The organism is Edaphobacter sp. HDX4, from assembly GCF_036877565.1.
Lineage (GTDB): Bacteria > Acidobacteriota > Terriglobia > Terriglobales > Acidobacteriaceae > Edaphobacter.
In genome coordinates this window covers 111,274-133,652 of sequence record NZ_JAEDXW010000013.1, presented here as the reverse complement: position 1 = coordinate 133,652, position 22,379 = coordinate 111,274, and the positions used below count along the sequence as shown (strand labels likewise).

Sequence of the window (22,379 nt, the reverse complement as noted above, 5' to 3'; positions counted from 1 at the left end):
AGGCGTCATTCTGCCGATACATCCTCTGAAATCTACTTCGGAGGCAAATCGTGGCACTCTCTCGCCGTTCTCTCTCATCCCTCTTCCTGATCGCCGTTCTTACGGCCTGTTCCACTATGGCCCTGGCCGGTACGCATCGCGCCATCGTCAGCAAGGTAGCGCCTGTTTATCCGGAACTCGCAAAGCGCATGCATGTCAGCGGAATCGTTGTGGTCCTGTTGACGGTCGCTCCCGATGGCTCCGTCTCTGACGCCAAGATCGAGTCCGGTCATGCGCTCCTCGGCAACGCTGCACAGGATGCTGTTCGCCGCTGGCGCTTCGAACCGGCCTCGGAGACGACCAGCATGACTGTCGATGTCAGCTTTGCGAACCAATAGATCTCCTCTGCCTGCGACCAACGGCTAAACCTCAAAACTGTACTCACCTCTCTCGGACGGGAAGGCTCATGAAACTTGAACAGAAACTCGGCCTCGCGACAGGCGCTCTGATCTTTGCGATGCTCCTCAGCGCCTTTACGGCAACCATGCGCATCCAGGAGGCGAACCGCCTGGCCGCAAGCGCCACAACCCAGCACATCCCCATCAACGCCGCCACGCGCGATCTTCGCCTGCAGATGATCTACAGCATTCACGCGCTGGAGTCCTACATGCTCTTCGGCATCGATCCCACCTCTTCCGCCACCTTCCGTCACGCTCGCCAGCAGTATCTTTCGCAGGCGGATGAGTCGATGACGAAGCTGCAGCGGTATGCCGACACCAACAATAATCTTGGCTATGACACGACTCGCATTCATGAGCTCGCATCGGGACTCACCTCGCTGAAGGGCTTTGAAGAGAAGGTGGAACAGCTCAACGAATCCAAGACCTCGCAGGGGACTGCCCAGGCCTATGACATCTTCCAGAACCAGGTTCTTCCGCTCGAGAAATCTCTCTTCGCGATGACCGGCGACCTCGGCGACTCGCAGATGACCCAGGCCGATCTTGAGATCGCGCAGTTGCAGCACGCGAACAGCGCCACCCTGTGGACTCTCTGGATTGCAACCATCCTCGGCGCTCTTGTAGGCGGCTGCATCTCCTTCATGCTCTCGCGCCGTATCACACGGTCCATCGATCTCGTGGCCGAGCGTGCCGACGCGATCGCCGAAGGCGACCTGACCGGAGAAGAGCTCAATCATCTCTACGGCAGCGACCAGATTGGAACACTCGCACGCGCCATGCAGAAGATGCAGTCGAATCTCAGCTCCATCATCGGCACGGTCGTGCAGACTGCGGGTTCGCTCACCGGCAGCGCCGTCTCCATGCGTTCTGCCTCCGACCAGATCCATCGCCGCATCGATCAGCAGAGCCAACAGACGCAGCAGGCAGCCACCGCGATGCAGGAGATGTCGGCTTCCATCGCAGAGGTCTCACGTCACACCCAGTCAGCAGCAGAGACGGCGCGCAGTGCCGCCCAGACCGCGCGCGACGGTGGCGACATCGTCAAGCAGGTTCTCGGGTCCATGCACTCCATCGCCTCGGCGGTAAGTGAGACCTCCTCCACGGTCGGTCTGCTCGGGGAAGACTCCAAGCGCATCTCCCAGATCGTCACCACGATCGACGAGATCGCCCGCAAGACCAACCTGCTCGCACTCAACGCTGCCATCGAGGCTGCGCGTGCGGGAGATCACGGTCGTGGATTCGCTGTCGTCGCCGGAGAGGTTCGCCGCCTGGCCGAGTCCACAGCACAGGCCACCGGCGAGATCGCTACCATGATTCAGGAGATCCAGGACCGCACCCGCGTCGCCATCTCCAGCATGGAGAGTGGAACCGGGACCGTGCAGCAGGGCGTCGTCACGACCAATCAGGCCGGAGAGGCACTCGAGCGAATCATAGGAATGGCAGAACGCGTCGACAAGATGATCACGCAGATCGCCATCGCCGCCTCGCAACAGGCCGCCGCCGCTGACCAGTCCTCGGCCAGCCTCGACTCCATTCACTCGCTCAGCAACGAGAACCTCGCAGGTATGGCAACCACCGCCTCAGGGATCGAGTCGCTGCGCACTACCGCCGTCATGCTGGAGGAACAGGTGGATCGCTTCCGCCTGGAATCCAACACCATCAAGATGACGCGGTCCACAGGCACACTTGCACCGCAGACCAAGCACGCCGCCCAGGCCGCCCAGGCCGCCTAGGCCCCGGGACATGAAAACGAAAGGGCCTGCCATCGCGGCAGGCCCTTCTGTTTTTCTGAGATGGAACGACTTAGAAGATCTGGAAGTTGACCTCAACGTTCAACTCCACCAGCACCGGCCTGCCGTTCTCCATCGCGGGCTTGAAGCGATACTGCTTCACCGCTTCCACCGCCTTTTCGTCGAGCCCCATGCCGACTCCGCGGATCACCCGTACGTGGCTGGGATTGCCGTTGGTATCGACCCAGAGGTTCACGAGAACGTTTCCGGCAACCTTTGCCTTCCGTGCCTCTTCCGAGAACTCCGGCTCGACCGAGTAGATCAGCTGGGGCGCAGAGACGCCGCCGCCGATGCGCCTGGGTCCTCCACCGGTATTTCCTCCCGAGCCCGGTCCGATACCGGAGCCATTGCCTGAGCCCAGTCCGGTTCCTGAACCGTTACCCATCGACATTCCCACCAGCGGCGAATTCGCGACGCCGATCTGCGGGATGCTCGTGGCCATATGGACGTCCTTCTGGACCTCGACCGTCGGCTCGATCTTGATCTTCGGTTCCTGCAGCGGAGGAGCCTTGGGGGGAACAATCTGCGTATCCGCAAACTTGGGGGGAGTTCCCTTGGTCACCGGGGTCGGCCCGCGCTGTCCACCGCCGCCGCCCATCGCCTGCGCTTTCATGGGGGCCAGCGGCGGAATGGTCACGCTGGTCAACTCAGGCTGCTTCACAGGAGCCGCGAACGGAACCTTCTTGTGCAACAGCCAGGCGAAGAGAAGAAACAGAAGAACATAGATGGCGATCGCGCTTCCGGTCGCCTTGGGGTCCTGTTTGCCCCTCAGCAGGTCCTGGACCGGAATCGGCTTCGATTCAAGAACCAGCGGTGGCAACTTCTGCGGGAAGAACACGTCGCGAAAGCTGTTCTTCAACGACGTGAAGATGCCTTCTTCCTCGATGACGAGGTCGCTCTCCACCGGTTGTGATTCAAGCTGGAGCGGCGCCTGCTTTACAGGGTTGAAGAGGTCGCGCAGATTCGCGATGAGCGAGGCCCACATTGAGCCTTCCGTCTCTTCGTTCAGCTTCGGAGCCTCTGCCGCCGGATGCAGAATCGGACCTGCATCCTTGGTTTCCTCTTCCGTTGAATTCAGCCAAGTATTCGCCATTAAGCTGCTTTGCCTCGACGACAGCGGACTATCTTCTTTCTCGCCATCGTTTTCCTGGGGAAATCAGACATCTCCCGTCTCTTCGCCGGTCTTGCGCCAGCTTCTCACATTTGTACCGCGAAGGCAGGGCAACTGGCTCCGAGAATATTCTACAAAGATTCGCCTCGCTGCGCTCGTCTCATTGGACGCGTTCCATCCCCGGATAGTCTCGTCCATTTCTTCACAACCTTTTGTCATTATCTTTGCAATGCGCTCCAACCGCGCCGGTGGCGTCCGTCAGGCGACGGCAGACTCTATCCAGCCCGGATACAATAGATGTTTGCCGTACCTCTTGAAAAGCGAGCAAAGGAATCGATGCCGGAAGTAACCGCGAGCAAGCCCGAGACTGCCCAGACCGAACTCCAGGCCAAGCCCCTGAAGTCGACTCTGAACCTGCCCCAGACCGCCTTCGCCATGAAGGCTAATCTTCCGGTCAATGAGCCGATTCGCCTGGCCGCATGGCAGCAGCAGGACTTATACGCACAGATTCGCGCTGCTCGCGCCGGCGCCCCCAAGTACATCCTGCACGATGGGCCTCCTTACGCCAACGGGGCCATCCACCTGGGTCATGCTCTCAACAAATGCATCAAGGACTTTGTCGTCAAGACCAAGACAATGGCTGGTTTCGACTCCCCGTATGTTCCCGGCTGGGACTGCCACGGTCTTCCTATCGAGATCAAGGTCGACGAGCAACTGGGCCGCAAAAAGCTGGAGATGGACCCCCTCGCCGTCCGCAGGGCCTGCCGGGAGTATGCCCAGAAGTACGTCGACCTGCAGCGGTCGCAGTTCGAGCGGATCGGCGTCTTCGGCCGCTGGGCCACCCCCTACCTCACGATGTCGCTTCCCTACGAGGCTTCCATAGTCGAGACCTTCTACGACTTCTTCGAGAAGGGATTCGTCTACAAGGGCCTCAAGCCGGTCTACTGGTGTATCCACGACCGGACCGCCCTCGCCGAGGCCGAGATCGAGTACGAGATGCACACCTCGCCTTCGATCTACGTCCGCTACAAGCTCACCAGCGACCCCGCGGCCGTCAACTCCGCACTGAGCGGCCTTCCGGTCTACACCATCATCTGGACGACCACCCCCTGGACGCTGCCGGCATCGCTCGCGGTCGCCTTCAATCCAGAGCTCGATTACGTCGCCCTCAAAAACACCGACGGGAACGTCTACATCGTCGCCGAAGCTCTCGTCGAGGCAACCAAGAAGGCCTGCAATCTCCCGGAGGCCGAAGAGATTGCGCGCTTCAAAGGGACTCAGCTCGATCGCGTCAGCTTCCAGCACCCCTTCCTCGACCGCGAGATCCTGGGCGTCAACGCCGACTACGTCACTACCGAGCAGGGCACCGGAGCCGTCCACACCGCTCCCTCGCACGGCGCCGACGACTTCGCCACCGGAACACGCTACGGGCTCTCGCAGCTCTGCGATGTCGACAACGCCGGGCGCATCCGAAACGGCCTGCCCGAGTACGACGGTCTGCAGATCTTCAAGGCGAATCCCGTCATCATCGATCTGGTCCGCGCGCGCGGCGCTCTCATGGGCCTGAGCGAGATCAACCACTCCTACCCGCACTGCTGGCGCTGCCACAACCCGGTCATCTTCCGCGCCACCGAGCAGTGGTTCATCTCCATGGAGACGCCGATGATCGCGCCTGACGGCTCTCCGACCACCTTCCGTCAGCGCACTCTCGACGAGATCGCCAATGTCGTCTGGGACCCATCCTGGGGGCAGGAGCGCATCTCCAACATGATTGCCACCCGGCCTGACTGGACCATCTCGCGTCAGCGCATCTGGGGCGTGCCCATCGCAGTCTTCATGTGCGAGAAGTGCCACACGCCGCTGAACGAGCCCGGGATCAACAAGAGCATCGTCGAGCTCTTCCGCCGCGAAGGCGCCGACGCCTGGTACGCGCACGATGTCGCCTCACTGCTTCCCGCCGGAACCGCCTGTGCCTCCTGCGGCGCCACCGAGTTCCGCAAGGAGATGGACATCCTCGACGTCTGGTTCGAGTCCGGCGCCAGCTGGCACGCCGTGCTCGACGTCGAGCCGGAGCTGCACTGGCCCGCCGATCTCTACACCGAGGGCGGCGACCAGCACCGCGGCTGGTTCCACTCCTCCATCCTCACCTCGGTCGCAGTACGCGGCAAGGCTCCGTACAAGATGGTCGCCACCTCTGGCTGGACCCTGGACGAGCAGGGCCGCGCCTTTTCAAAGAGCCTGGGGAATGGGGTTGATCCTGTAGACATCGCCAAGCGTCTCGGCGGTGAGATCGTCCGCCTCTGGGTCGCCTCCGTCGACTTCCGCGAAGACGTTGCCGCCAGCGAAAGCCTGATGCAGCGCGTCAGCGACAACTACCGCAAATTGCGCAATACCTTCCGGTTCCTGCTCGGCAACCTGCACGACTTCGATCCTTCCACCAACGCGGTTCACGACTTTGCGAAGCTCGAGCCTTTAGACCAGTACATCCTCGCCCGCACCGCCGAGCTGGACGCGAAGATTCGCGTGGCCTACGACGACTTCGAGTTCCACCGCGCCTATCACGCGCTCAACGAGTACATCAACTCCGACCTGAGCGCGCTCTACCTCGACGTGCTCAAGGATCGGCTCTATACCTTCGCTCCCAACCATCCCGCGCGTCGTTCGGCCCAGACCGCTCTGTGGCGCATCGCCGAGACCCTTACCCGTCTGGTCGCTCCAATCCTCAGCTTTACTGCAGACGAGGTCTGGCAGTCGCTCCCCCACGTTGAAGGTCGCGAAGGCAGCGTTCACCTCGCACTCTTTCCCGATATCGCAGAGATAGTTCCCGGCCGCGTGAAGGCCATCGAAGAAGACTGGGAGAAGCTGCTCGCTGTTCGCGACGAAGTTCTTCTCTCGCTGGAATCCGCACGCCAGGCCAAGCTCGTCGGCAAGGGACTCGACGCCCGCATTCACATTGAGACCAGCGGAGGCACACTCTCCCTCCTTGAGCGGTACGAGTCCAGCCTCAAGGAGCTCTTCAACGTCTCCCAGGTCTCGCTCAGCCATATCGAGCACCCGAACGGCGAGACCCGCGTCATCACTGCTGCCGCCGAAGGCGTCAAGTGCGAGCGCTGCTGGAACTACACCACCGATGTCAGCGACGATGCCCGCTATCCAACCGTCTGCCTGCGTTGCGCAGAGGCGCTCGACGCGATCGGGTATCCTCCTTATGCAGTCTCTGACGATAAGAAGTAGCCGTTTAGCCTGGACAGCCGTTTTACAAACGGCCGTTCCGCGAGATAACCGTTCTGCTTAGGCCACGGCTTCAGCAGTGCCGATCAAGGATGCAGAAGAAAAGGGGCTTCACCCCCTGAGGTACGCTTTACTGAGCCAGCAAGTTCAGCAAGCGAATGGAGCAAGCAAGAGATGTCCGAGCGCTACGAGTATCCGCCGACCGAGTTCGACCCTCAGCCCCCGCGCCGCGAAAAAGTCAAAGATCAGCGCCGGCGCTACTTCCCGCTGCTGCTCGCACTCGCGGCATTCGTTGCCATCGCCGACCACGTCAGCAAGAAGTTCATCAGCCATCGGCTCCCCGTAGGTCACGTCCACACCGTCATCCCGGGACTCTTTAACATTACGCATGTTCTCAACAGCGGAGCCGCCTTCAGCTTTCTCGCCGATACTGCCTCCCCCGATCTCGTGCTGCGCGGGCTTATCCTCTTCTCCATCGCCGCCGTGCTGATCGTCGGAGTCATGTTGCTCCGCTCCTGCGCAACCCTGTCGCTGACCTCCATCGCTCTTGCTCTCATCCTCGGCGGAGCCGTGGGTAATCTCTACGATCGCGTCATGTATCACTACGTGATTGACTTCATCGGAGTCCACGTCGGCCCCTACCACTGGCCGGACTTCAACTTCGCAGACTCGGCCATCGTCATCGGAGCCTGTCTGCTGATGATCGAGATCATCCGCCCCCAACCGGAGATCTGAAATTTTTATCGGCGGACTCTAACTCCACACCCCTGAGAGATTGAGTGCTCCATCCGCTCCGTCCAGCGGATCACGCCGTCGTTGCTGGCCAGACATCCTCTCGGCCTTCGATCTAAACTGTCTTCCTTCCTCCTGGAGGGGACGGACCATGGCGTTGGATATGGACAGGCTCAATGCATTTGTCGGCCGCTTCGTCGGGGACCTCGGAGCAGCCGCACACGCAGGAATGGTCGTTATCGGAGAGAAGCTTGGCCTCTACAAGGCACTTGCGACCGGCCCTATGACCTCGGCGGAGCTCGCCGCCAAAACCAGAACCGACGAGCGCTACGTCCGCGAGTGGCTCGCCTCTCAGGCAGCAGGCGGCTACATCACCTACGACGAAAAAAACAATCAGTTCAGCCTCAATGACGAACAGGCCTTCACCATGGCTGACGAAGACAGCCCGGCCTATCTCCCCGGAGCCTTCGAGCTGGCCCTCGGCTCCCTTGCTGCTGTTCCCCGCATCACCGAGGCGTTCCGCACGGGAGCAGGCATGGGGTGGAACGAACACGACGAAGGCGTCTTCCACGGATGCGAGAAGTTCTTCCGCTCCGGTTATATCGCCAATCTCCTCAGCTCCTGGATTCCCTCGCTCGACGGCATCCAGAAAAAGCTGGAGTCAGGAGCGAAGGTCGCCGACGTCGGCTGCGGCAAAGGCGTCTCCACTCTCCTTATGGCCGAAGCCTTCCCCAATTCCCAGTTCTTCGGATTCGACTATCACGCTCAATCCATCAAGGGTGCAGAACAGTCCGCGAAGAAGCAGGAGCTCTCCGACAACGTCAACTTCAAGGTAGCCAAGGCCAAGGAGTATCCCGGTAGCGATTACGACCTCGTCACCGTCTTCGATTCTCTCCATGACATGGGCGATCCCCTCGGAGCGGCCACCCACATTCTGCAGTCGCTCAAGAAAGACGGGACCTGGATGATCGTCGAGCCCTTCGCGAACGACGATCTGAAGGACAATCTCAACCCCGTCGGCCGGATGTACTACTCTTTTTCGACGCTGCTGTGCACACCCTGCTCTCGCTCGCAAGAGGTCGGACTTTGCCTGGGAGCCCAGGCTGGAGAGGCCCGTATGCGCGATATCGTCAGCTCCGCCGGCTTCACTCACTTCCGGCGAGCTACCGAAACGCCCTTCAACATCGTCTACGAAGCTCGCCCCTGAACAGAAGCTGCGGCGCCGAGGGATGATATGCTCTCGGCTAGAATTCTCCCGAGGCGCGATATGAGCAACCCTGCATGGCCTGAGCTGGCCTGGTCCGCCTGGGCGGACACCGCCGAGACGCTGCACATGTGGACACAGATCGTCGGCAAGACGCGCCTCGCCCTCACTCCGCTGCAGAACCACTGGTGGAACGTGCCTCTCTATGTCACGGCACGCGGTCTCGGAACCTCGGCCATGGAGTACCACGACGATGTTCTCGATATCGAGTTCGACTTTCGGGATCACGTGCTGCGCCTGCGCATGGGCTCAGGCAAAAACGAGTTCCTTGCACTCAAGCCTCAATCCGTCGCGGAGTTCTATCGCAAATATCTCCAGTGCCTCGACGCAATGGGCATCTCCGTAAAGATATGGCCAATGCCGGTCGAGCTGCCACATCCCATCCGCTTCGACCTCGACACCCAGCACAAGTCTTACGACGCAGACTACGTCCATCGCTTCTGGCAGGTCCTCACCCAGACCGAAAAAGTGTTCCGCGCCTGGGCACCGGGATTTTTGGGCAAGGTCAGCCCTGCGCATTTCTTCTGGGGAAGCTTTGATTTCGCCGTCACCCGCTTCTCCGGTCGCCCCGCGCCACCCCGTCCCGGTGCCGACTCCATCCAGCGAGAGGCATACTCCCACGAGGTCATCTCCGCAGGCTTCTGGCCCGGCAACGGTGGCTACGGCCACGCGGCCTTCTACTGCTATGCGGCCCCCGTCCCCGATGGGCTGTCGGAGAAGACAATCGCACCGCCCGCAGCGTTCTGGGATAAGAACCTGGGGGAATTCATCCTGAAATACGACGATCTGCGACTCGACCTCTCGCCGGAGACCACACTGCTGAAATTCCTCGAAAACGCCTACTCGGCCGCCGCTGACTCAGCGAAGTGGGATCGGAAGCTCCTGGATCGGAACTTCCCGGATCCAAAGTCAGCGGGAAGCGGGACCGTGTCGACCTAACCCGCTCTACACCCCTTCACGTACATAGAGCAGAAACTCCGGATTATCCGGCAGGTCGCAGTCGAACGCCGTCGGCTTGAAGTCGGCATCGTACTTTCGAATAATGTTCTCGGTCCTGCTCGCCAGGTAGAGTTTGCCCTTTTCCGTGAACGCCATCCCGCTTCCATTCTTGATCTGCAGACCTTGCGCCAGCGCCAGCTCAAAATCTCCCGCAGGTTTTTTCAGCTTCGCGGTCAATACGTCGTTCGCGCCGCTCACATAGAGGCAGTCGCCCCGCACAGCCAGATGCACAGGCGATTCAATCTCGTTGCTCTGACCAAGGTATCGTCCATCTTTGTTGTAGACCTTGACTCTGCTCGAGGGCTGATCGACTACATACAGAGCGTCATTCACCCAAAGAATTCCTCTGACCGAGTGCTTCTTCGAGCCAGCATCCGAGTAACCAAGTCCCATGGGAGCAGCGATCGCAGTCGTTGCCGGATTCGTCAGTGAACCTACACTCGAAGCCACAAACGTCCCGGTCAGAAAGTTCCCTTGCCCTTCCAGCGCGGGGGCAATCTCGGCGGGTGTGCCTGTGCGTCCATCCTTTGCGACCTTCAGTCGCGTGACGGTATTGCTGTCCTGGTTCGATACGTAACAGAAGCCCGCATCGTCGAAGGTCAGATCGAACGGATGGATGAGAGCCGGGCAGATCGCCTGCGACACAAAGGTACTCACGAAGCTATACTTCGTCTCCTTGCCCTCGTAGCAGAGCACGCGGTTCTGGCCTTTATTTGCCACAACAACGTAGAGCAGATCGTTGCGCAGACAGATGCCGCGCAACTCATTAAGCTCTATGCCGTTCGTCTCGTCCAGTACGGAAGAGGTGATCCTCTTTCCGTTCTTGTCATATGCATGCACGTTATTCAGCAGCAGATGCTTATCCGGCTTGCCTCCGTGAAACGTTACAAAGAGCATAGGCGTTCCTTTCTCTGAGGCGTTCAGCAATAATCCGATCGCATGACAGCATCATTATTACGCCGACTCTCGGAAGCACCACAATTCTCGCTTCCGTTGCGATGCCACTCTACGTTGCGCGAAGAACCGGCTGGCTGAATAATCCCATCGCAACCTGACGTCGCTCTTGACATGGACTGTGCGAGGGAGGATCATCTTGCCACTTCTACCGGGCCACGCTCCAGGATGTCAGGCACGCAAGGAGAAGTCCCATGATCTGCCGCCTTCCTTTTAAATTTCCTGAGGTTCTCTGCCAGGCGCTCCCCCTCGCTCTTCTGCTGTGTGTGCCGTGCTCGTCGGCTCTGTTCGCGCAGGAGCCGGAGGCTCTCGCCGGGGCTGCCAAGCCCGAGAGGGGATTCCACACTCCACAAGAGCGGCAGAAAGCCGCGCACGATGCCCTCCTCTTCACCCCCGGGACCATCTCCACGGTAGATGTTGTCCAGGGTCCGGAACAGGACAAGAAGGAATTTCAGCTTCATTACAACGACAAGGTCATCTGCGACTTTGCAACGCCGGGCAAGCAGATGAACGGCAAGACTCAGAAGTTCGGCTGCAAGATCACCAGCGTGGTGAGCCCTGACGGAACCGTACAGACTCTCACCCCGGAGATGAAGGAAAGCGGTCCCGTAAAGGTGAAATTCGATCCGAACAACAACGAGGTATACGCCGAGGTGGCCTCAACACGTCTCCTCTGGGCGATTGGATACTATGCCGATGGCTGGTTTCCGGTTCATGTCGAATGTCACAACTGCCCTGCCGACGTGATCTCCGGATCCGGACCTGTCGGCACAAAGACCTTCTACCCCGCCATCATCGTCCGCAAGTTTCCCTGGCACGAGATGACCGAGATCGGAAAGGACAACCAGGGCTGGAGCTGGGCGGAGCTCGATGCGCTCAACGGTCGGCCTACCTACGAACGCGACGGCATCAAACTGCTCGCCGCCTTCATTCAGCACAGCGATAACAAGCCCGAACAGCAGCGTGTCGTCTGCCACAAGGTCATAGTCGATGACAAAACCCAGCCTCCCTCCACGACCTGCGACAAGTCCGTCATGCTCGTGCAGGATGTCGGCGCCTCCTTCGGCAGCGGAGGCTGGTTCACCTCCAACGACGGCGCCAAGATGAATATCGACAACTGGTCTCACACGAAGCTCTGGAGCTCCGTCGGAACCGACGCCTCGCCCAAGGAGTGCCACGCCTCTCTGCGCAAGAGCCTCACGGCTCACGGTGGCCTCAGCAACCCCTCCATCAGCGAAGAAGGACGCCGCTTTGACGCCGAGCTTCTATGCCAGCTCTCCGACCACCAGATCGAGGACATCTTCAAGCTCTCGCAGGCTGCCGAGATGCCGAAGTACCACAATAGCGATGGCAGCTTCAAAACCGGTTTCGACGAGAATGCTGTCATACGCCAGTGGGTCGCCGCCTTCAAGGCCAAGCGGGAGGATCTGGCCAGCGGGCGTTGCCTGTGGAAAGAGAAGCCCCAGGACCCTGCCTGGCTCCAGACCGCATCCACCACCGAGACGGCGCCACATAACTACTGCACCGCCAAGCCCTTTTGACGAGTCCATCCCTGCGGCGACAGTGCACCCGGCATCGAGCCCAGCCCCGGTTCATCGAGATCCCACTTTGATGATTGAATAACCTCAGCCCTCCGGCTGAAAGGTGTTCATGACTCGGGCCCGTAGACTCTCCCTCCTGATAACGCTCGCCCTGCTCGCAGCAACCTCGGCAGGAGTCTTCTTCACGCGCGGTGTGATGGAATACCTCCCATTCCTGCAGGCAAAGAGAGGCAACTGGGCGGGTGACTACGTCTCGCGCGGAGTGGTCGATCAACGTCCCTGGCGAACAGCCTCCACGCTCTCCGCCCTCGCCCAGTCTGCGGAAGAAAGAGATTTCGCCCGTGAGGCCGAGCGGCTGGCCGACCAGGAGGTCGATCAGGCCTTCTCTCAGTCGCTCCGGCAGGCAAGTCTTGAAAAGCCTCAGCTCACGGGCAGGGCTCTCGAGCTTCAACAGCGTGTGAGCCGGCTTCAGGAGACCATCAGGAACGACCAGGCTCGCATCACCGCTCTCAGTAAAGACGCCAAGCCCGAAGACGCCGCCTCAAATGCAAGCGACCTCGAGGTTGCGAAGGCCCAGCTCGGGCTCGACCAGAACGAGCTCCAGGATGCTCTTGAAGATCTCTCCCGCACAAGCGGCGACCAGCGCAGCAAGATCCAGCAGGAGCTTTCGGCTCATCAGGCTGCTATGAAGAAGTACGAGAGCGACACAGCATCCCGGGGCGAAGGTCAGAACGCCGTCGCTTCAGCCGAGCGCTACACCACCCTCGCAGATCAGGTCTCCGCCCTCCTTTCGCTCAGCAAGCGCCGTCAGCTCATCGCACAAGCCGAACAACTGGCAAACGCTGACGTAGCAGCGCTCACGGCCGATCAGACGCGGCTCCAATCGGAGTACAGTCGGGAGACGTCAGCAAATGCTTTGTCCCGCTCCGAACGGATCGAGCAGTTGCAGCAGATGGCAGCGCAGCAGAATATTTTGAGCATCCTTGGTGACCGCCTCAGCGCACAGCGACAGCTCGCAACTCTCTACGGTCGGTGGGGCAGGCAGGTCGAGATCCAGCGCAGGATCGTGATTCACCTTCTCCTGCAGTCCATCGCGGCCATCGCAGCGATCTGTCTGCTCACGCTGCTGGCTGGCTGGGCCGTGCAACTCGCTCTGGAGAGATTCGTGAGTGAGCGTCGCCAGGTACACACTCTCAAGACTGTGCTCAACCTTGGGACGCAGCTTCTCGGGCTTCTGCTCATCCTGCTTGTGGTCTTCGGCGTACCGAGCCAGACCCCGACCATCCTTGGCCTTGCAACCGCCGGGCTCACCGTCGTCTTCCAGGACTTCATCCTGGCCTTCTGCGGCTGGTTCGTTCTGATGGGCCCTCACGGAATTCGCGTTCGCGACTGGGTCGAGATCGACGGCGTTGGCGGCGAGGTCGTCGAACTCAACATCTTCCGCACCTGGCTGCTCGAGACTGGAAACTGGACCGCCAACGGCCATCCCACCGGTCGCCGCGTCTCCTTCCTGAACGGCTACGCCATCCGAGGCAAATACTTCAACTTCTCCACCGTGGGCCAATGGATGTGGGACGAGATTCGGATCAGCGTCCCGGCCGGAACCTCAATCCATCCCCTAATCGAGAGCATCTACGAGGTCAGCGTCAAAGCTACAGAGAACGATGCCAAGATGGCCGAGGCAGAATGGAAACGCGTCACCCACGAAGAGGGCTCGCCCCAGTTCAGCGCCATGCCCTCGGTTAACCTCCGGCCCGTCGGTGCCGGAGTCGACATCGTCGTCCGTTACATCACGCGCGCCGGTCTCAGGCTGCAAAAACGCAACCAGCTCTTCGAGACAATCGTGAACTTGATGCAAAAGGGGCCACAGACCGAGATCGCTCCACAACCTCCAGCCTCAATTGCCTGAATCTCTTTGTGCGGTTCCGGCCCGGCGTACGCCTTGGCTGCCAACTTCCGCTTTTTCTCGCACTTACTCGACCTCTGCCTTGGTTAAGTGGCGATTCTCCGCCTGATGCCTGAAAATAGAAGTTTGGCTATGAGCGACTCGATCCCCGACCTAAAGCCCGACCAGAATCTGAACCAGATCACCATCCGCGGAGCCCGCACCCACAATCTCAAGGGCGTCGACGTGGACATCCCCCACAACGCCCTGACGGTGGTCTCAGGCGTCTCCGGCTCGGGCAAGTCCTCGCTCGCCTTTGACACCGTCTACGCCGAAGGTCAGCGCCGCTACGTCGAATCCCTCTCCGCATATGCGCGCCAGTTCCTCGAGCGCATCGAAAAGCCCGACGTCGACCACATCGACGGCCTCGCTCCTGCTATCGCGATCAAGCAGAAGAACCAGACCCGCAATCCCCGCTCTACCGTCGCCACCGCGACCGAGATCTACGACTACCTGCGCCTGCTCTACGCCCGCTGCGGCACCGTTACCTGCCTGCACTGCGGCGGCATCGTAAAGACCGACACCGTCGACGAGATCGTCTCCACCCTCCTCGCCCTCCCCGAAGGCACCCGCGTCTACGCTCTCTTCCCTATCCAACGCGCTGAGATTCGGCTCGAGCCCATGCAGGCCGCCTCGACCGAAGTACCTGTAGAACCCGCCAAGCCGAAGAAGACCGTAGCAAAAAAGACCGCCAAAGCCACGAAGCCCGAACCCGCGTTCGATCTCACCGACTCCCTCCGGGAGCGCCTCACCGAGCTGCGTCGCCGCGGCTACAACCGGCTCTACCAGCCCTCGACGCTCGATCCAGGCCAGCCCGGAAATATCGTCGAGTTCTCAACACCCGAATCGCTCCTCGAGCTCGACTTCTCGCAGCCCATCTTCGTCCTCATCGATCGTCTCGCGCTCTCGTCCGAGATCCGCTCGCGCCTCGTCGACGCTATCGAGACCGGCTATCGCGAATCCGGCGAGGTCCGGTTCATGACCGTCTCAAGGTCGGGCGAGTCAACCGAAGGCGAGAATGGTACGAAGTACCTCCGTTTCTCCGCGGCCTTCGAGTGCACCACCTGCCACCGCACCTACCGCGAGCCCGAACCGCGCCTCTTCTCATTCAACAATCCCTACGGCGCCTGCCCTCGTTGCCAGGGCTTCGGCAACACCATCGACTTCGATCCTAACCTCATCATCCCGGACAAGTCGAAGACGCTCGCGCAGGGAGCCGTCGCCCCCTGGACCACCACGAAATACCGCCCACATCACGGCGAGATGCTTCGCGCTGCCAAGTCCGCCGGAGTCCCCACCGACGTACCCTGGTACGATCTCACCGCCGACCAGCAGCGCTTCATCGAAGACGGCTCCGGCGTCTTCCCCGGAATTCGCGGCTTCTTCGCCGCGCTCGAGCAGAAGAAGTACAAGTTGCACGTTCGCGTCTTCCTCTCCAAATATCGTGGCTATGCCACCTGCCCCGACTGTCGCGGCCAGCGTCTCCGTGCCGAGGCCCGCGCCGTTCTGCTCAACGACAGGAACATCTGCGAGGTCGCCGCCCTCACCGTCACTGCCGCCCGCGACTTCTTCGACTCGCTCCAGCTCTCTCCTGCCCAGGCCGAGATCGCTGGCAAGATCCTCGAAGAGGTTCGCCAGCGCATCCACTTCCTCGATCAGGTCGGCCTTGACTACCTCACACTCGACCGCCTCTCCTCCACGCTCTCCGGCGGCGAATCCCAGCGCATCCAGCTCGCCACCTCGCTTGGCTCCCGCCTCGTAGGTGCGCTCTACGTGCTCGACGAGCCCTCCATCGGGTTGCACACGCGCGACACCGCCCGCCTCATCCACATCATGGAAGAGCTGCGAGATCTCGGCAACACCATCCTCGTCGTGGAACACGACCCCGATGTCATCCGCTCCGCCGATCACCTCCTCGACCTGGGTCCCGGCGCAGGCGAGCTCGGTGGTCAGCTCCTTGCCAGCGGAACCGTCTCCGAGGTTACGCACAACCCGAACTCCATCACCGGCAAGTACCTCTCCGGACGCGCCAGCATCGCGGTACCCAGGCATCGCCGCGAACCCGGCCGCGAGCATCTCAAGCTGACCGGCGCGCGCATTCACAACCTGCGCGGAGTCGACATCGACATTCCGCTCAACATGCTCGTCTGTGTAACCGGCGTCTCCGGCTCCGGGAAGTCCACGCTCGTACACCAGGTTCTCTACCGCGCCCTCATGCAGGCGCTCGGGCAGGAGGGCTCCAACGACGGCGTCGATCCCACACAGCTCTACCGTGAGCTCTCCGGCGTCCAGCACCTCAACGACGTCGTCCTCGTCGACCAGTCGCCCATCGGACGCACGCCGCGCTCCAACCCCGTCACCTACATCAAAGCCTTCGATGACGTCCGCGCGCTCTTCGCCGCGCAGCCCGACGCCAAGCGCCGCGGCCTCACCGCCGGACACTTCTCCTTCAACGTCCCCGGCGGGCGCTGCGACGTCTGCGAAGGCGACGGCACCGTCACGGTAGAGATGCAGTTCCTCGCCGACGTTGAGCTTCCCTGTGAAGAGTGCAACGGCACCCGCTACAAACCCTCTATCCTCGACATCCGGTACAAGGGTAAGAACATCCACGACGTCCTCAACATGACCGTCAAGGAAGCCCTCGTCTACTTCGCCGGACACCCGAAGATCGTCGACAAGCTCTACGTGCTCGACGAGGTCGGCCTCGGCTACGTCCGCCTCGGCCAGTCCGCCACCACTCTCTCCGGCGGCGAAGCCCAGCGCGTCAAGCTCGCCTCGCATCTGGCCTCGACCCGCTCCGCCTCCAACCGCGCCGGCAACAACGATGCCGCGGCACGTGCCCGCAGCCGCACCCTCTACATCCTCGACGAGCCCACCACCGGCCTCCACTTCGACGACGTCGCCAAACTGCTCGCCGCCTTCCGCAAACTCATCGAAGGCGGAGGTTCCCTGCTCGTCATCGAGCACAATCTGGACGTCATCAAATCCGCCGACTGGATCGTCGATATGGGCCCCGAAGGAGGCACCCGTGGAGGCCAGGTCGTCGCCACCGGAACTCCCGAAGAGATCGCCGCCAACCCCGCCTCGCACACCGGCCATTGGTTGGCTCCCGTTCTCAACGCATCCACATCCACACCGCGGACTGAGCCCGAGCTCCAGCCCGCGACTCCCTAGCCCATCCACCAACCCGGAAAAGATCACAATTTTCCCCAGCATTTCCCGCGCTGAAGGCGGCGACCGGGGTCACTCTCCCCTTCTCCCCTGACATAAAGATTTCCCACTCTGTAATCTGCGACAGGCGACGGCTGAACCGTCTCTGGCGTCCAACCGCTCATGTCCGCGGACGCACAGCTTCCCATCACCTCTTCTACCGAGCCCGACTGGGCAGGCGACGCTCGCGATTTTTACCGTGAAGTTCTGCTGAACCTTCGGGAACTCCCCTGGGCCGTCGGTGGTGCGCTCGCGCTGCAGTTTCACACCGGCATCTGGCGGGCCACCAAGGATCTCGATCTCCTCCTGGCGCCACAGACCGTTCCCGACGCCCTTCGCCGCCTCAATGCTCGCGGCTTTCATACCAGCATCGAGGACTCCGTATGGCTCGCCAAGGTCCGGCGCGACGAGTACTTCGTCGACCTCATCACCGGCATCAGTAACGCGTGTCTTATCGTGGACGAAAGCTGGATCCGGCGCTCCGTTCCCGGCAGGATCCTTGAGACCCCCTGCTGCATCCTCGCCCCCGAAGAGCTCATCGCCTCCAAAATCTTCGTCACCCGGCGCGAACGCTTCGACGGCTCCGACGTCGTGCAGCTTCTTCGCGCCTGCGGTGCCAAGCTTGACTGGGATCGCCTGTTGCACCTGCTCAATCCTCACTGGCAGCTGCTCTACTGGTCCCTCATGTTCTTCGCCTACATCTATCCCTCACAGATCCATCTCGTTCCTGCCTCTGTCTGGCAGCAGCTTGCCGATCGCTTCCACCGCGAGGTCCAGCAGCCGCACGAAAACGAGCCCTTTCGTGGATCGCTCATCGATCCGCTCATGTTCGCCATCAACGTCAACGAATGGGGCGAACGGAATCTCTACGAGGAGTACCGGCTCCATCACCCCTGTCTCCTCCAATCCGATGAAGACCAATGGAAGGAACCCACTCGATGAGGCTTGCGGCTGTCGCCGACATTCACATCCGGAAGGAAAACTACGAAGAGGACATCCGCAATTTCTCCGCGGTTAATGATCTCGCCGACGCACTGGTGATCGCCGGTGATCTCACCAACCACGGCCTCCCCAACGAGATGACCGCCTGTCTTCGTGTGCTCGAGCACATTCGCATTCCCATCATCGCCGTGCTCGGCAACCACGATCACGAGAGCGGTCATCAGGATGAACTCGCCGGCATGCTTCGCGTCGCCGGCATCCATCTTCTCGACGGCAACTGCTTTGAAGTCGACGGCGTCGGATTCGCTGGAACCAAGGGGTTCTGCGGAGGCTTCGCTCCCTACGAGCTGATGCCCTTCGGCGAGACCGGAATCAAGAACTTCGTCGAGATCGCCGATCGCGAGATGATCAAGCTGGATTACGGCCTCGCCCAGCTTCACACCGAGAAGAAGGTCGCCATCACCCACTACGCTCCCATCAAAGAAACCATCGTCGGCGAACCCGAGGCCATCTTCCCGTTTCTGGGCAGCTCACGTCTGGAGCGCCCCATCAGCCGTCACAAGCCCCTCATGGCGCTGCACGGCCACGCTCACAAAGGAACTTTCTGCGCCCGCAACGAAAACGGAATTCCCATCTACAACGTAGCGCTCCACATCCTGCACGACCGCAATGAAGAGCACCCCTTCGCCCTGTTCAATCTCTGATCCTTTCGAAGGGGTGCCCGACATCCCTTAGGCCGCCTCTCGCTCCTCATGGGCCCGCTCGCTGTCCCAGTCTGTCATTCCGACAACCGACGCCTCAGCCAGAGAATTCACCTCGAAGATCTTGGCTGCGGCTGTTCCCCGGAAGCCGAAGATCAGAGGCATCAGCCACGAGCTTGAGGCGAAGACAGAGTCCATCTTGCCGTGCGTCTTGAATGGAATCAGCGGCTTCAACCCCAGACGGTAGTCCGTAAGCAGTGACTGCGCCAGGATGAAGCCGCTGGTTGCAAAGGCAGCCGCAGCCGCCCGTTTGTTGGAGCGGCTGCAGCACAGGCCCACCACGAAGAAGAAGGCCGAGTGCGAGTAATCGATCACCCCATGAGCCGTGGGGCTGATGGTCTTGGAGAGCTTCGTCTCTGCCGCGCTGCTATCGCGATCTTCAAAGAACTTCATGCAAACCTCATTTCTTCTCAGGGCTGATGCGTACTGCTTTCTTGCTCTATGCCGCCAGGGATTCCCACGGCTTCAGAACAACCTTCGTGCAGTGGTCGCTCTTCTCCCGGAACATCTTGTATGCATCCGGTGCCTTATCGAGCGGCACGGTATGGCTGATCACAAACGATGGATCGATTTCACCCGCCTCAATCCGGTTCAGCAGCGGCTGCATGTACCTCATCATGTGTGTCTGCCCCGTCTTCATCGTCAGAGCCTTGTTCATAAATGCACCCATCGGCACCTTGTCGATAAAACCGGCATAGACACCCGGAACAGATACCGTGCCTCCCTTCTTGCAGGCCATGATCGCCTGGCGAAGGACCAGCGGCCGATCCATCTGCATGCGCGTCATCTGCTTGGCACGATCGATCGTAAACATCACACCGTGTCCCGAGGCCTCCATGCCCACCACATCCATGCAGGAATCCGGCCCATGATTTCCTGTCATATCGTGCAGGGCATCGATAACATCCACCTCGTCGAAGTTCAGAGTCTCCGCTCCTGCCTTCCTGGCCAGCTCCAGCCGCTCCGGCACACGGTCAATCGCAATCACCCGGCCCGCGCCCAGCATGAAGCAGCTGCGAATCGCAAACTGCCCCACAGGCCCGCAGCCCCACAATGCAACCGTGTCGCCCGGCTTAATGTTGCAGTTCTCCGCCCCCATGTAGCCCGTCGGAAAGATGTCCGACAGAAAGACCACCTTCTCATCCGATAGGCCGTCGGGAATCTTGATGGGACCTACGTCGGCAAAGGGGACTCGCGCATACTGCGCCTGACCTCCCGAGTAGCCTCCCAGCATATGGGTGTAGCCAAACAGACCCGATGGCGAGTAGCCCATCATCTTCTCGGCGATCCACGCATTTGGATTCGAGTTATCGCAACACGACCACAACTGGTCCTTGCACGACTGGCAGGCTCCGCAGGCAATCGTAAACGGCACCACGACTCGATCACCCACCTTCAGCTTGTCCTTGTCCACACCAGATCCCACCTCGACCACCTCACCCATAAACTCGTGGCCGAGGATGTCTCCCTGCTCCAGCGTTGGAACGAAGCCATCATAAAGATGAAGGTCCGAGCCGCAGATGCAAGTCGTCGTAATCCGCACAATTGCATCACGCGGATTCAGGATCTTCGGATCTGGAACATCATGCACCTGTATCTTCTCTTTACCCATCCAGCAGACTGCTTTCATAGAAACTCCTTCTCTCGCATCGGTTGGCGGTGCGTTCGGGTTGCACTAAGCGCTCTTGCTCAGCTGGGACGCTGCCTGCGGCTGGGGCGGATTGCTCGTCTCTCGGAAGAGCACCTGCTCCGCATGCCCGTGGATTCCACGTGGACCATGGGTCTGCCCCACCGTCGTTGGAGCCTCACCGGTCTCAAGCAGTGCTTTGAAATGCCGCAGGTCTTCGCGAACCATAAACTCCGGATTCTTCCCCATCGCCGTCGAGACTGCGGTGGCAAGCGCACCCCCGGGAATCTCGTACTTGATCTCCGCGGTGACAAAAGTGCCACGGTTCTGCGGGTCTTCCCTGAACTCCACGAAGCCGCTGTTATCTACATCCGATCCAGGCAGCGCTCGCCAAGCAATCCGCTGGTTCGGGACATCTTCGCTAATGGCTGCCCGCCACCGGATCTCGCGATCCATCGGTCCACGCGCGACCCACTCCGACTGCCCGTCATTCAGGGAGCGCACCGACTTCAAGTGAGTCATAAATCGGGGCAGGTTATCGAAGTTGCGCCACAGTTCATACGCTCTGGCGGCAGGAACGTTGACCAGGAACGTCGCCCTCGCCGTCCCCCGGTGCTTCGCAGACTTCGCCTTCGCCGCTCCGAATGCAAGCACGCTTCCCGCCGTTACCAGCGCCGTTCCAGTCTTAGAACGGCGGCTCAGACCATAAGCGATTAACGCCCCGGCCCCGACAAGCAGCGTCTTGGGACCAAACGGAAGCGAAGACAATATCTGTGGAGAAGATCTATCAGAAGTTTGTTGCATGAACATACTCCTTGTCGTTTGTAAGCATGAGGGCCGCCCTTCACCGCACAGGTGACGAGTGGCGAGTAAAGATTCAGAGCATCTTCCGATCTGGGAGGGTGGAGCCTGGACTCGTTCAGGTCGTTCTCACCAGGGGCGCCATCACATCGCGGAAACACTCACGGACGGATGTCGAACAAGTGCCGGAGGATCGAACACAACCGGCGACGAACCTTGCTCCCGCATAAAATGCACACGGGTCGATTGTCAGAATGGATGACTGCGCTAGCCCTCGCGTTGGCCAGAGTTCTCCGCTATTTTCGCCTCGCAATTTCAAACGGACTTCGGGGTACATTTTGAAACCATCGGGAGTGGAATCCCGAAGCTCCACGGTCAGGGTGGCGGACGCTCGTGGAAAGAACCAGGCGATTTCACGTCATTGCAGCTTGGTCCACCGTAGTCGCATTCCTATGCTTTCTCTCCTCCGCTTTCGCAAGCTATGAAAGTTGGTTTCGTGGGAGCGGCTCCTCGACTGACGAAAGCCGTTTAAAAGGACTCATTCCCCGTGGGCACCGAGTACTAGGTTTGCGAAAGAGTGAGATGGAGCGATGACCAGGACGGAATTGCTACGATTCAACGGTACGGTGGAACGCGATCCTGCCATCGATAGATGGTTTGAAGAGCGAGGTGCGTTGGGAGTTATCGCGCGTGAGTGGTTTGAGGTAATGCGAAAGTGCGGGGACGAAGTCCGGGAGATCCTCCATGACGGCTCTCCCGTTGCATGTCTGGGCGACGCACCCTTTGGCTATGTCAATGTCTTCACTTCGCACGTAAATGTGGGGTTCTATCGAGGTTCAGCCCTACCGGATCCCGCCCGTTTGTTACAAGGCACCGGGAAGTTCATGCGGCACGTTAAGCTGAAGCCAGGAGCAGAGATAGATGCTTCATCGCTCCACAACCTCATCGAGAGGGCTTACTCGGATATGAAGGCCCGCGTAGAAAACGGCTAACTCAGCAGGCTGCGGCCCGAACACCGGTCTTCGCCTCTCTCC

Annotated in this window: 17 protein-coding genes; 12 read left to right on the top strand and 5 right to left on the bottom strand. The window is 60.4% G+C overall.

Going from position 1 to position 22,379, the window contains the following annotated elements:
• The first annotated feature begins 50 nt into the window (after nt 1-50).
• The gene (locus tag JAO29_RS13965; protein ID WP_334268846.1) at nt 51-377 is read left to right on the top strand and encodes an energy transducer TonB; all 327 of its coding nucleotides are present in this window, start codon (nt 51-53) and stop codon (nt 375-377) included.
• Nucleotides 378-445: 68 nt separating this feature from the next.
• Nucleotides 446-2,170, top strand: a complete 1,725-nt coding sequence (locus JAO29_RS13960) for a methyl-accepting chemotaxis protein (RefSeq protein ID WP_334268845.1) — start codon at nt 446-448, stop codon at nt 2,168-2,170.
• Between the two features lie 70 nt (nt 2,171-2,240).
• Here JAO29_RS13960 and JAO29_RS13955 read toward each other — a convergent pair whose 3' ends face one another.
• Entirely contained in the window at nt 2,241-3,320 is a 1,080-nt protein-coding gene (locus tag JAO29_RS13955) for an energy transducer TonB (RefSeq protein WP_334268843.1), read from the bottom strand.
• Between the two features lie 354 nt (nt 3,321-3,674).
• Here JAO29_RS13955 and ileS point away from each other — a divergent pair, with 354 nt between their 5' ends.
• The 4 genes from ileS (at nt 3,675) to JAO29_RS13935 (ending at nt 9,504) form a co-directional block, all read left to right on the top strand.
• Complete coding sequence (gene ileS, locus JAO29_RS13950; protein WP_334268842.1) at nt 3,675-6,572, top strand: isoleucine--tRNA ligase; 2,898 nt, start codon at nt 3,675-3,677, stop codon at nt 6,570-6,572.
• A gap of 171 nt (nt 6,573-6,743) precedes the next feature.
• A complete protein-coding gene (gene lspA / locus JAO29_RS13945; protein ID WP_334268841.1) occupies nt 6,744-7,304 on the top strand; it encodes a signal peptidase II in 561 nt (186 codons plus the stop codon).
• 148 nt (nt 7,305-7,452) lie between these two features.
• Nucleotides 7,453-8,508 (top strand): class I SAM-dependent methyltransferase, encoded by a 1,056-nt coding sequence (locus tag JAO29_RS13940; protein WP_334268840.1) that lies wholly within the window; start codon nt 7,453-7,455, stop codon nt 8,506-8,508.
• Nucleotides 8,509-8,568: 60 nt separating this feature from the next.
• Entirely contained in the window at nt 8,569-9,504 is a 936-nt protein-coding gene (locus JAO29_RS13935) for a DUF5996 family protein (RefSeq protein ID WP_334268839.1), read from the top strand.
• A 6-nt stretch (nt 9,505-9,510) separates the two neighbouring features.
• Here the strand turns inward: JAO29_RS13935 and JAO29_RS13930 are convergent, their stop codons facing one another.
• Complete coding sequence (locus JAO29_RS13930) at nt 9,511-10,461, bottom strand: hypothetical protein (protein ID WP_334268838.1); 951 nt, start codon at nt 10,459-10,461, stop codon at nt 9,511-9,513.
• Between the two features lie 251 nt (nt 10,462-10,712).
• Between JAO29_RS13930 and JAO29_RS13925 the strand changes: the two genes are divergently transcribed.
• From JAO29_RS13925 to JAO29_RS13905, 5 genes are all read left to right on the top strand, one after another.
• Entirely contained in the window at nt 10,713-12,059 is a 1,347-nt protein-coding gene (locus JAO29_RS13925) for a hypothetical protein (protein ID WP_334268837.1), read from the top strand.
• 109 nt (nt 12,060-12,168) lie between these two features.
• Complete coding sequence (locus JAO29_RS13920) at nt 12,169-13,968, top strand: mechanosensitive ion channel protein MscS (RefSeq protein ID WP_334268836.1); 1,800 nt, start codon at nt 12,169-12,171, stop codon at nt 13,966-13,968.
• Nucleotides 13,969-14,097: 129 nt separating this feature from the next.
• Complete coding sequence (uvrA, locus tag JAO29_RS13915; RefSeq protein ID WP_334268835.1) at nt 14,098-17,178, top strand: excinuclease ABC subunit UvrA; 3,081 nt, start codon at nt 14,098-14,100, stop codon at nt 17,176-17,178.
• 159 nt (nt 17,179-17,337) lie between these two features.
• Entirely contained in the window at nt 17,338-18,156 is an 819-nt protein-coding gene (locus JAO29_RS13910) for a hypothetical protein (RefSeq protein ID WP_334268834.1), read from the top strand.
• A complete protein-coding gene (locus tag JAO29_RS13905; RefSeq protein ID WP_334268833.1) occupies nt 18,153-18,860 on the top strand; it encodes a metallophosphoesterase family protein in 708 nt (235 codons plus the stop codon). Before JAO29_RS13910 ends, JAO29_RS13905 begins: the two co-directional genes overlap by 4 nt.
• 27 nt (nt 18,861-18,887) lie before the next feature.
• Here the strand turns inward: JAO29_RS13905 and JAO29_RS13900 are convergent, their stop codons facing one another.
• From JAO29_RS13900 to JAO29_RS13890, 3 genes are read right to left on the bottom strand one after another with little or no spacing between them, the layout of a single operon-like run.
• On the bottom strand, nt 18,888-19,310 hold the full coding sequence (locus tag JAO29_RS13900) for a hypothetical protein (protein WP_334268832.1): 423 nt from the start codon (nt 19,308-19,310) through the stop codon (nt 18,888-18,890).
• A 46-nt stretch (nt 19,311-19,356) separates the two neighbouring features.
• Entirely contained in the window at nt 19,357-20,547 is a 1,191-nt protein-coding gene (locus tag JAO29_RS13895) for a zinc-dependent alcohol dehydrogenase (RefSeq protein ID WP_334268831.1), read from the bottom strand.
• A 45-nt stretch (nt 20,548-20,592) separates the two neighbouring features.
• Nucleotides 20,593-21,348 (bottom strand): SRPBCC family protein, encoded by a 756-nt coding sequence (locus JAO29_RS13890; RefSeq protein ID WP_334268830.1) that lies wholly within the window; start codon nt 21,346-21,348, stop codon nt 20,593-20,595.
• A gap of 587 nt (nt 21,349-21,935) precedes the next feature.
• On the opposite strand from JAO29_RS13890, the gene JAO29_RS13885 reads away from it, so the two are divergent.
• Nucleotides 21,936-22,337 carry a DUF1801 domain-containing protein gene (locus JAO29_RS13885; protein WP_334268829.1) on the top strand — a complete coding sequence of 134 codons (402 nt, stop codon included), beginning with the start codon at nt 21,936-21,938 and terminating at the stop codon, nt 22,335-22,337.
• Nucleotides 22,338-22,379 lie beyond the last annotated feature (42 nt).

Excerpts from the sequence above, each read along its gene's own strand:
- JAO29_RS13960 (WP_334268845.1), top strand. The coding sequence starts at position 446 with ATGAAACTTGAACAGAAACTCGGCCTCGCGACAGGCGCTCTGATCTTT.
- JAO29_RS13955 (WP_334268843.1), bottom strand. The coding sequence starts at position 3,320 with ATGGCGAATACTTGGCTGAATTCAACGGAAGAGGAAACCAAGGATGCA.
- ileS (WP_334268842.1), top strand. The coding sequence starts at position 3,675 with ATGCCGGAAGTAACCGCGAGCAAGCCCGAGACTGCCCAGACCGAACTC.
- lspA (WP_334268841.1), top strand. The coding sequence starts at position 6,744 with ATGTCCGAGCGCTACGAGTATCCGCCGACCGAGTTCGACCCTCAGCCC.
- JAO29_RS13940 (WP_334268840.1), top strand. The coding sequence starts at position 7,453 with ATGGCGTTGGATATGGACAGGCTCAATGCATTTGTCGGCCGCTTCGTC.
- JAO29_RS13935 (WP_334268839.1), top strand. The coding sequence starts at position 8,569 with ATGAGCAACCCTGCATGGCCTGAGCTGGCCTGGTCCGCCTGGGCGGAC.
- JAO29_RS13930 (WP_334268838.1), bottom strand. The coding sequence starts at position 10,461 with ATGCTCTTTGTAACGTTTCACGGAGGCAAGCCGGATAAGCATCTGCTG.
- JAO29_RS13925 (WP_334268837.1), top strand. The coding sequence starts at position 10,713 with ATGATCTGCCGCCTTCCTTTTAAATTTCCTGAGGTTCTCTGCCAGGCG.
- JAO29_RS13920 (WP_334268836.1), top strand. The coding sequence starts at position 12,169 with ATGACTCGGGCCCGTAGACTCTCCCTCCTGATAACGCTCGCCCTGCTC.
- uvrA (WP_334268835.1), top strand. The coding sequence starts at position 14,098 with ATGAGCGACTCGATCCCCGACCTAAAGCCCGACCAGAATCTGAACCAG.
- JAO29_RS13910 (WP_334268834.1), top strand. The coding sequence starts at position 17,338 with ATGTCCGCGGACGCACAGCTTCCCATCACCTCTTCTACCGAGCCCGAC.
- JAO29_RS13905 (WP_334268833.1), top strand. The coding sequence starts at position 18,153 with ATGAGGCTTGCGGCTGTCGCCGACATTCACATCCGGAAGGAAAACTAC.
- JAO29_RS13900 (WP_334268832.1), bottom strand. The coding sequence starts at position 19,310 with ATGAAGTTCTTTGAAGATCGCGATAGCAGCGCGGCAGAGACGAAGCTC.
- JAO29_RS13895 (WP_334268831.1), bottom strand. The coding sequence starts at position 20,547 with ATGAAAGCAGTCTGCTGGATGGGTAAAGAGAAGATACAGGTGCATGAT.
- JAO29_RS13890 (WP_334268830.1), bottom strand. The coding sequence starts at position 21,348 with ATGCAACAAACTTCTGATAGATCTTCTCCACAGATATTGTCTTCGCTT.
- JAO29_RS13885 (WP_334268829.1), top strand. The coding sequence starts at position 21,936 with ATGACCAGGACGGAATTGCTACGATTCAACGGTACGGTGGAACGCGAT.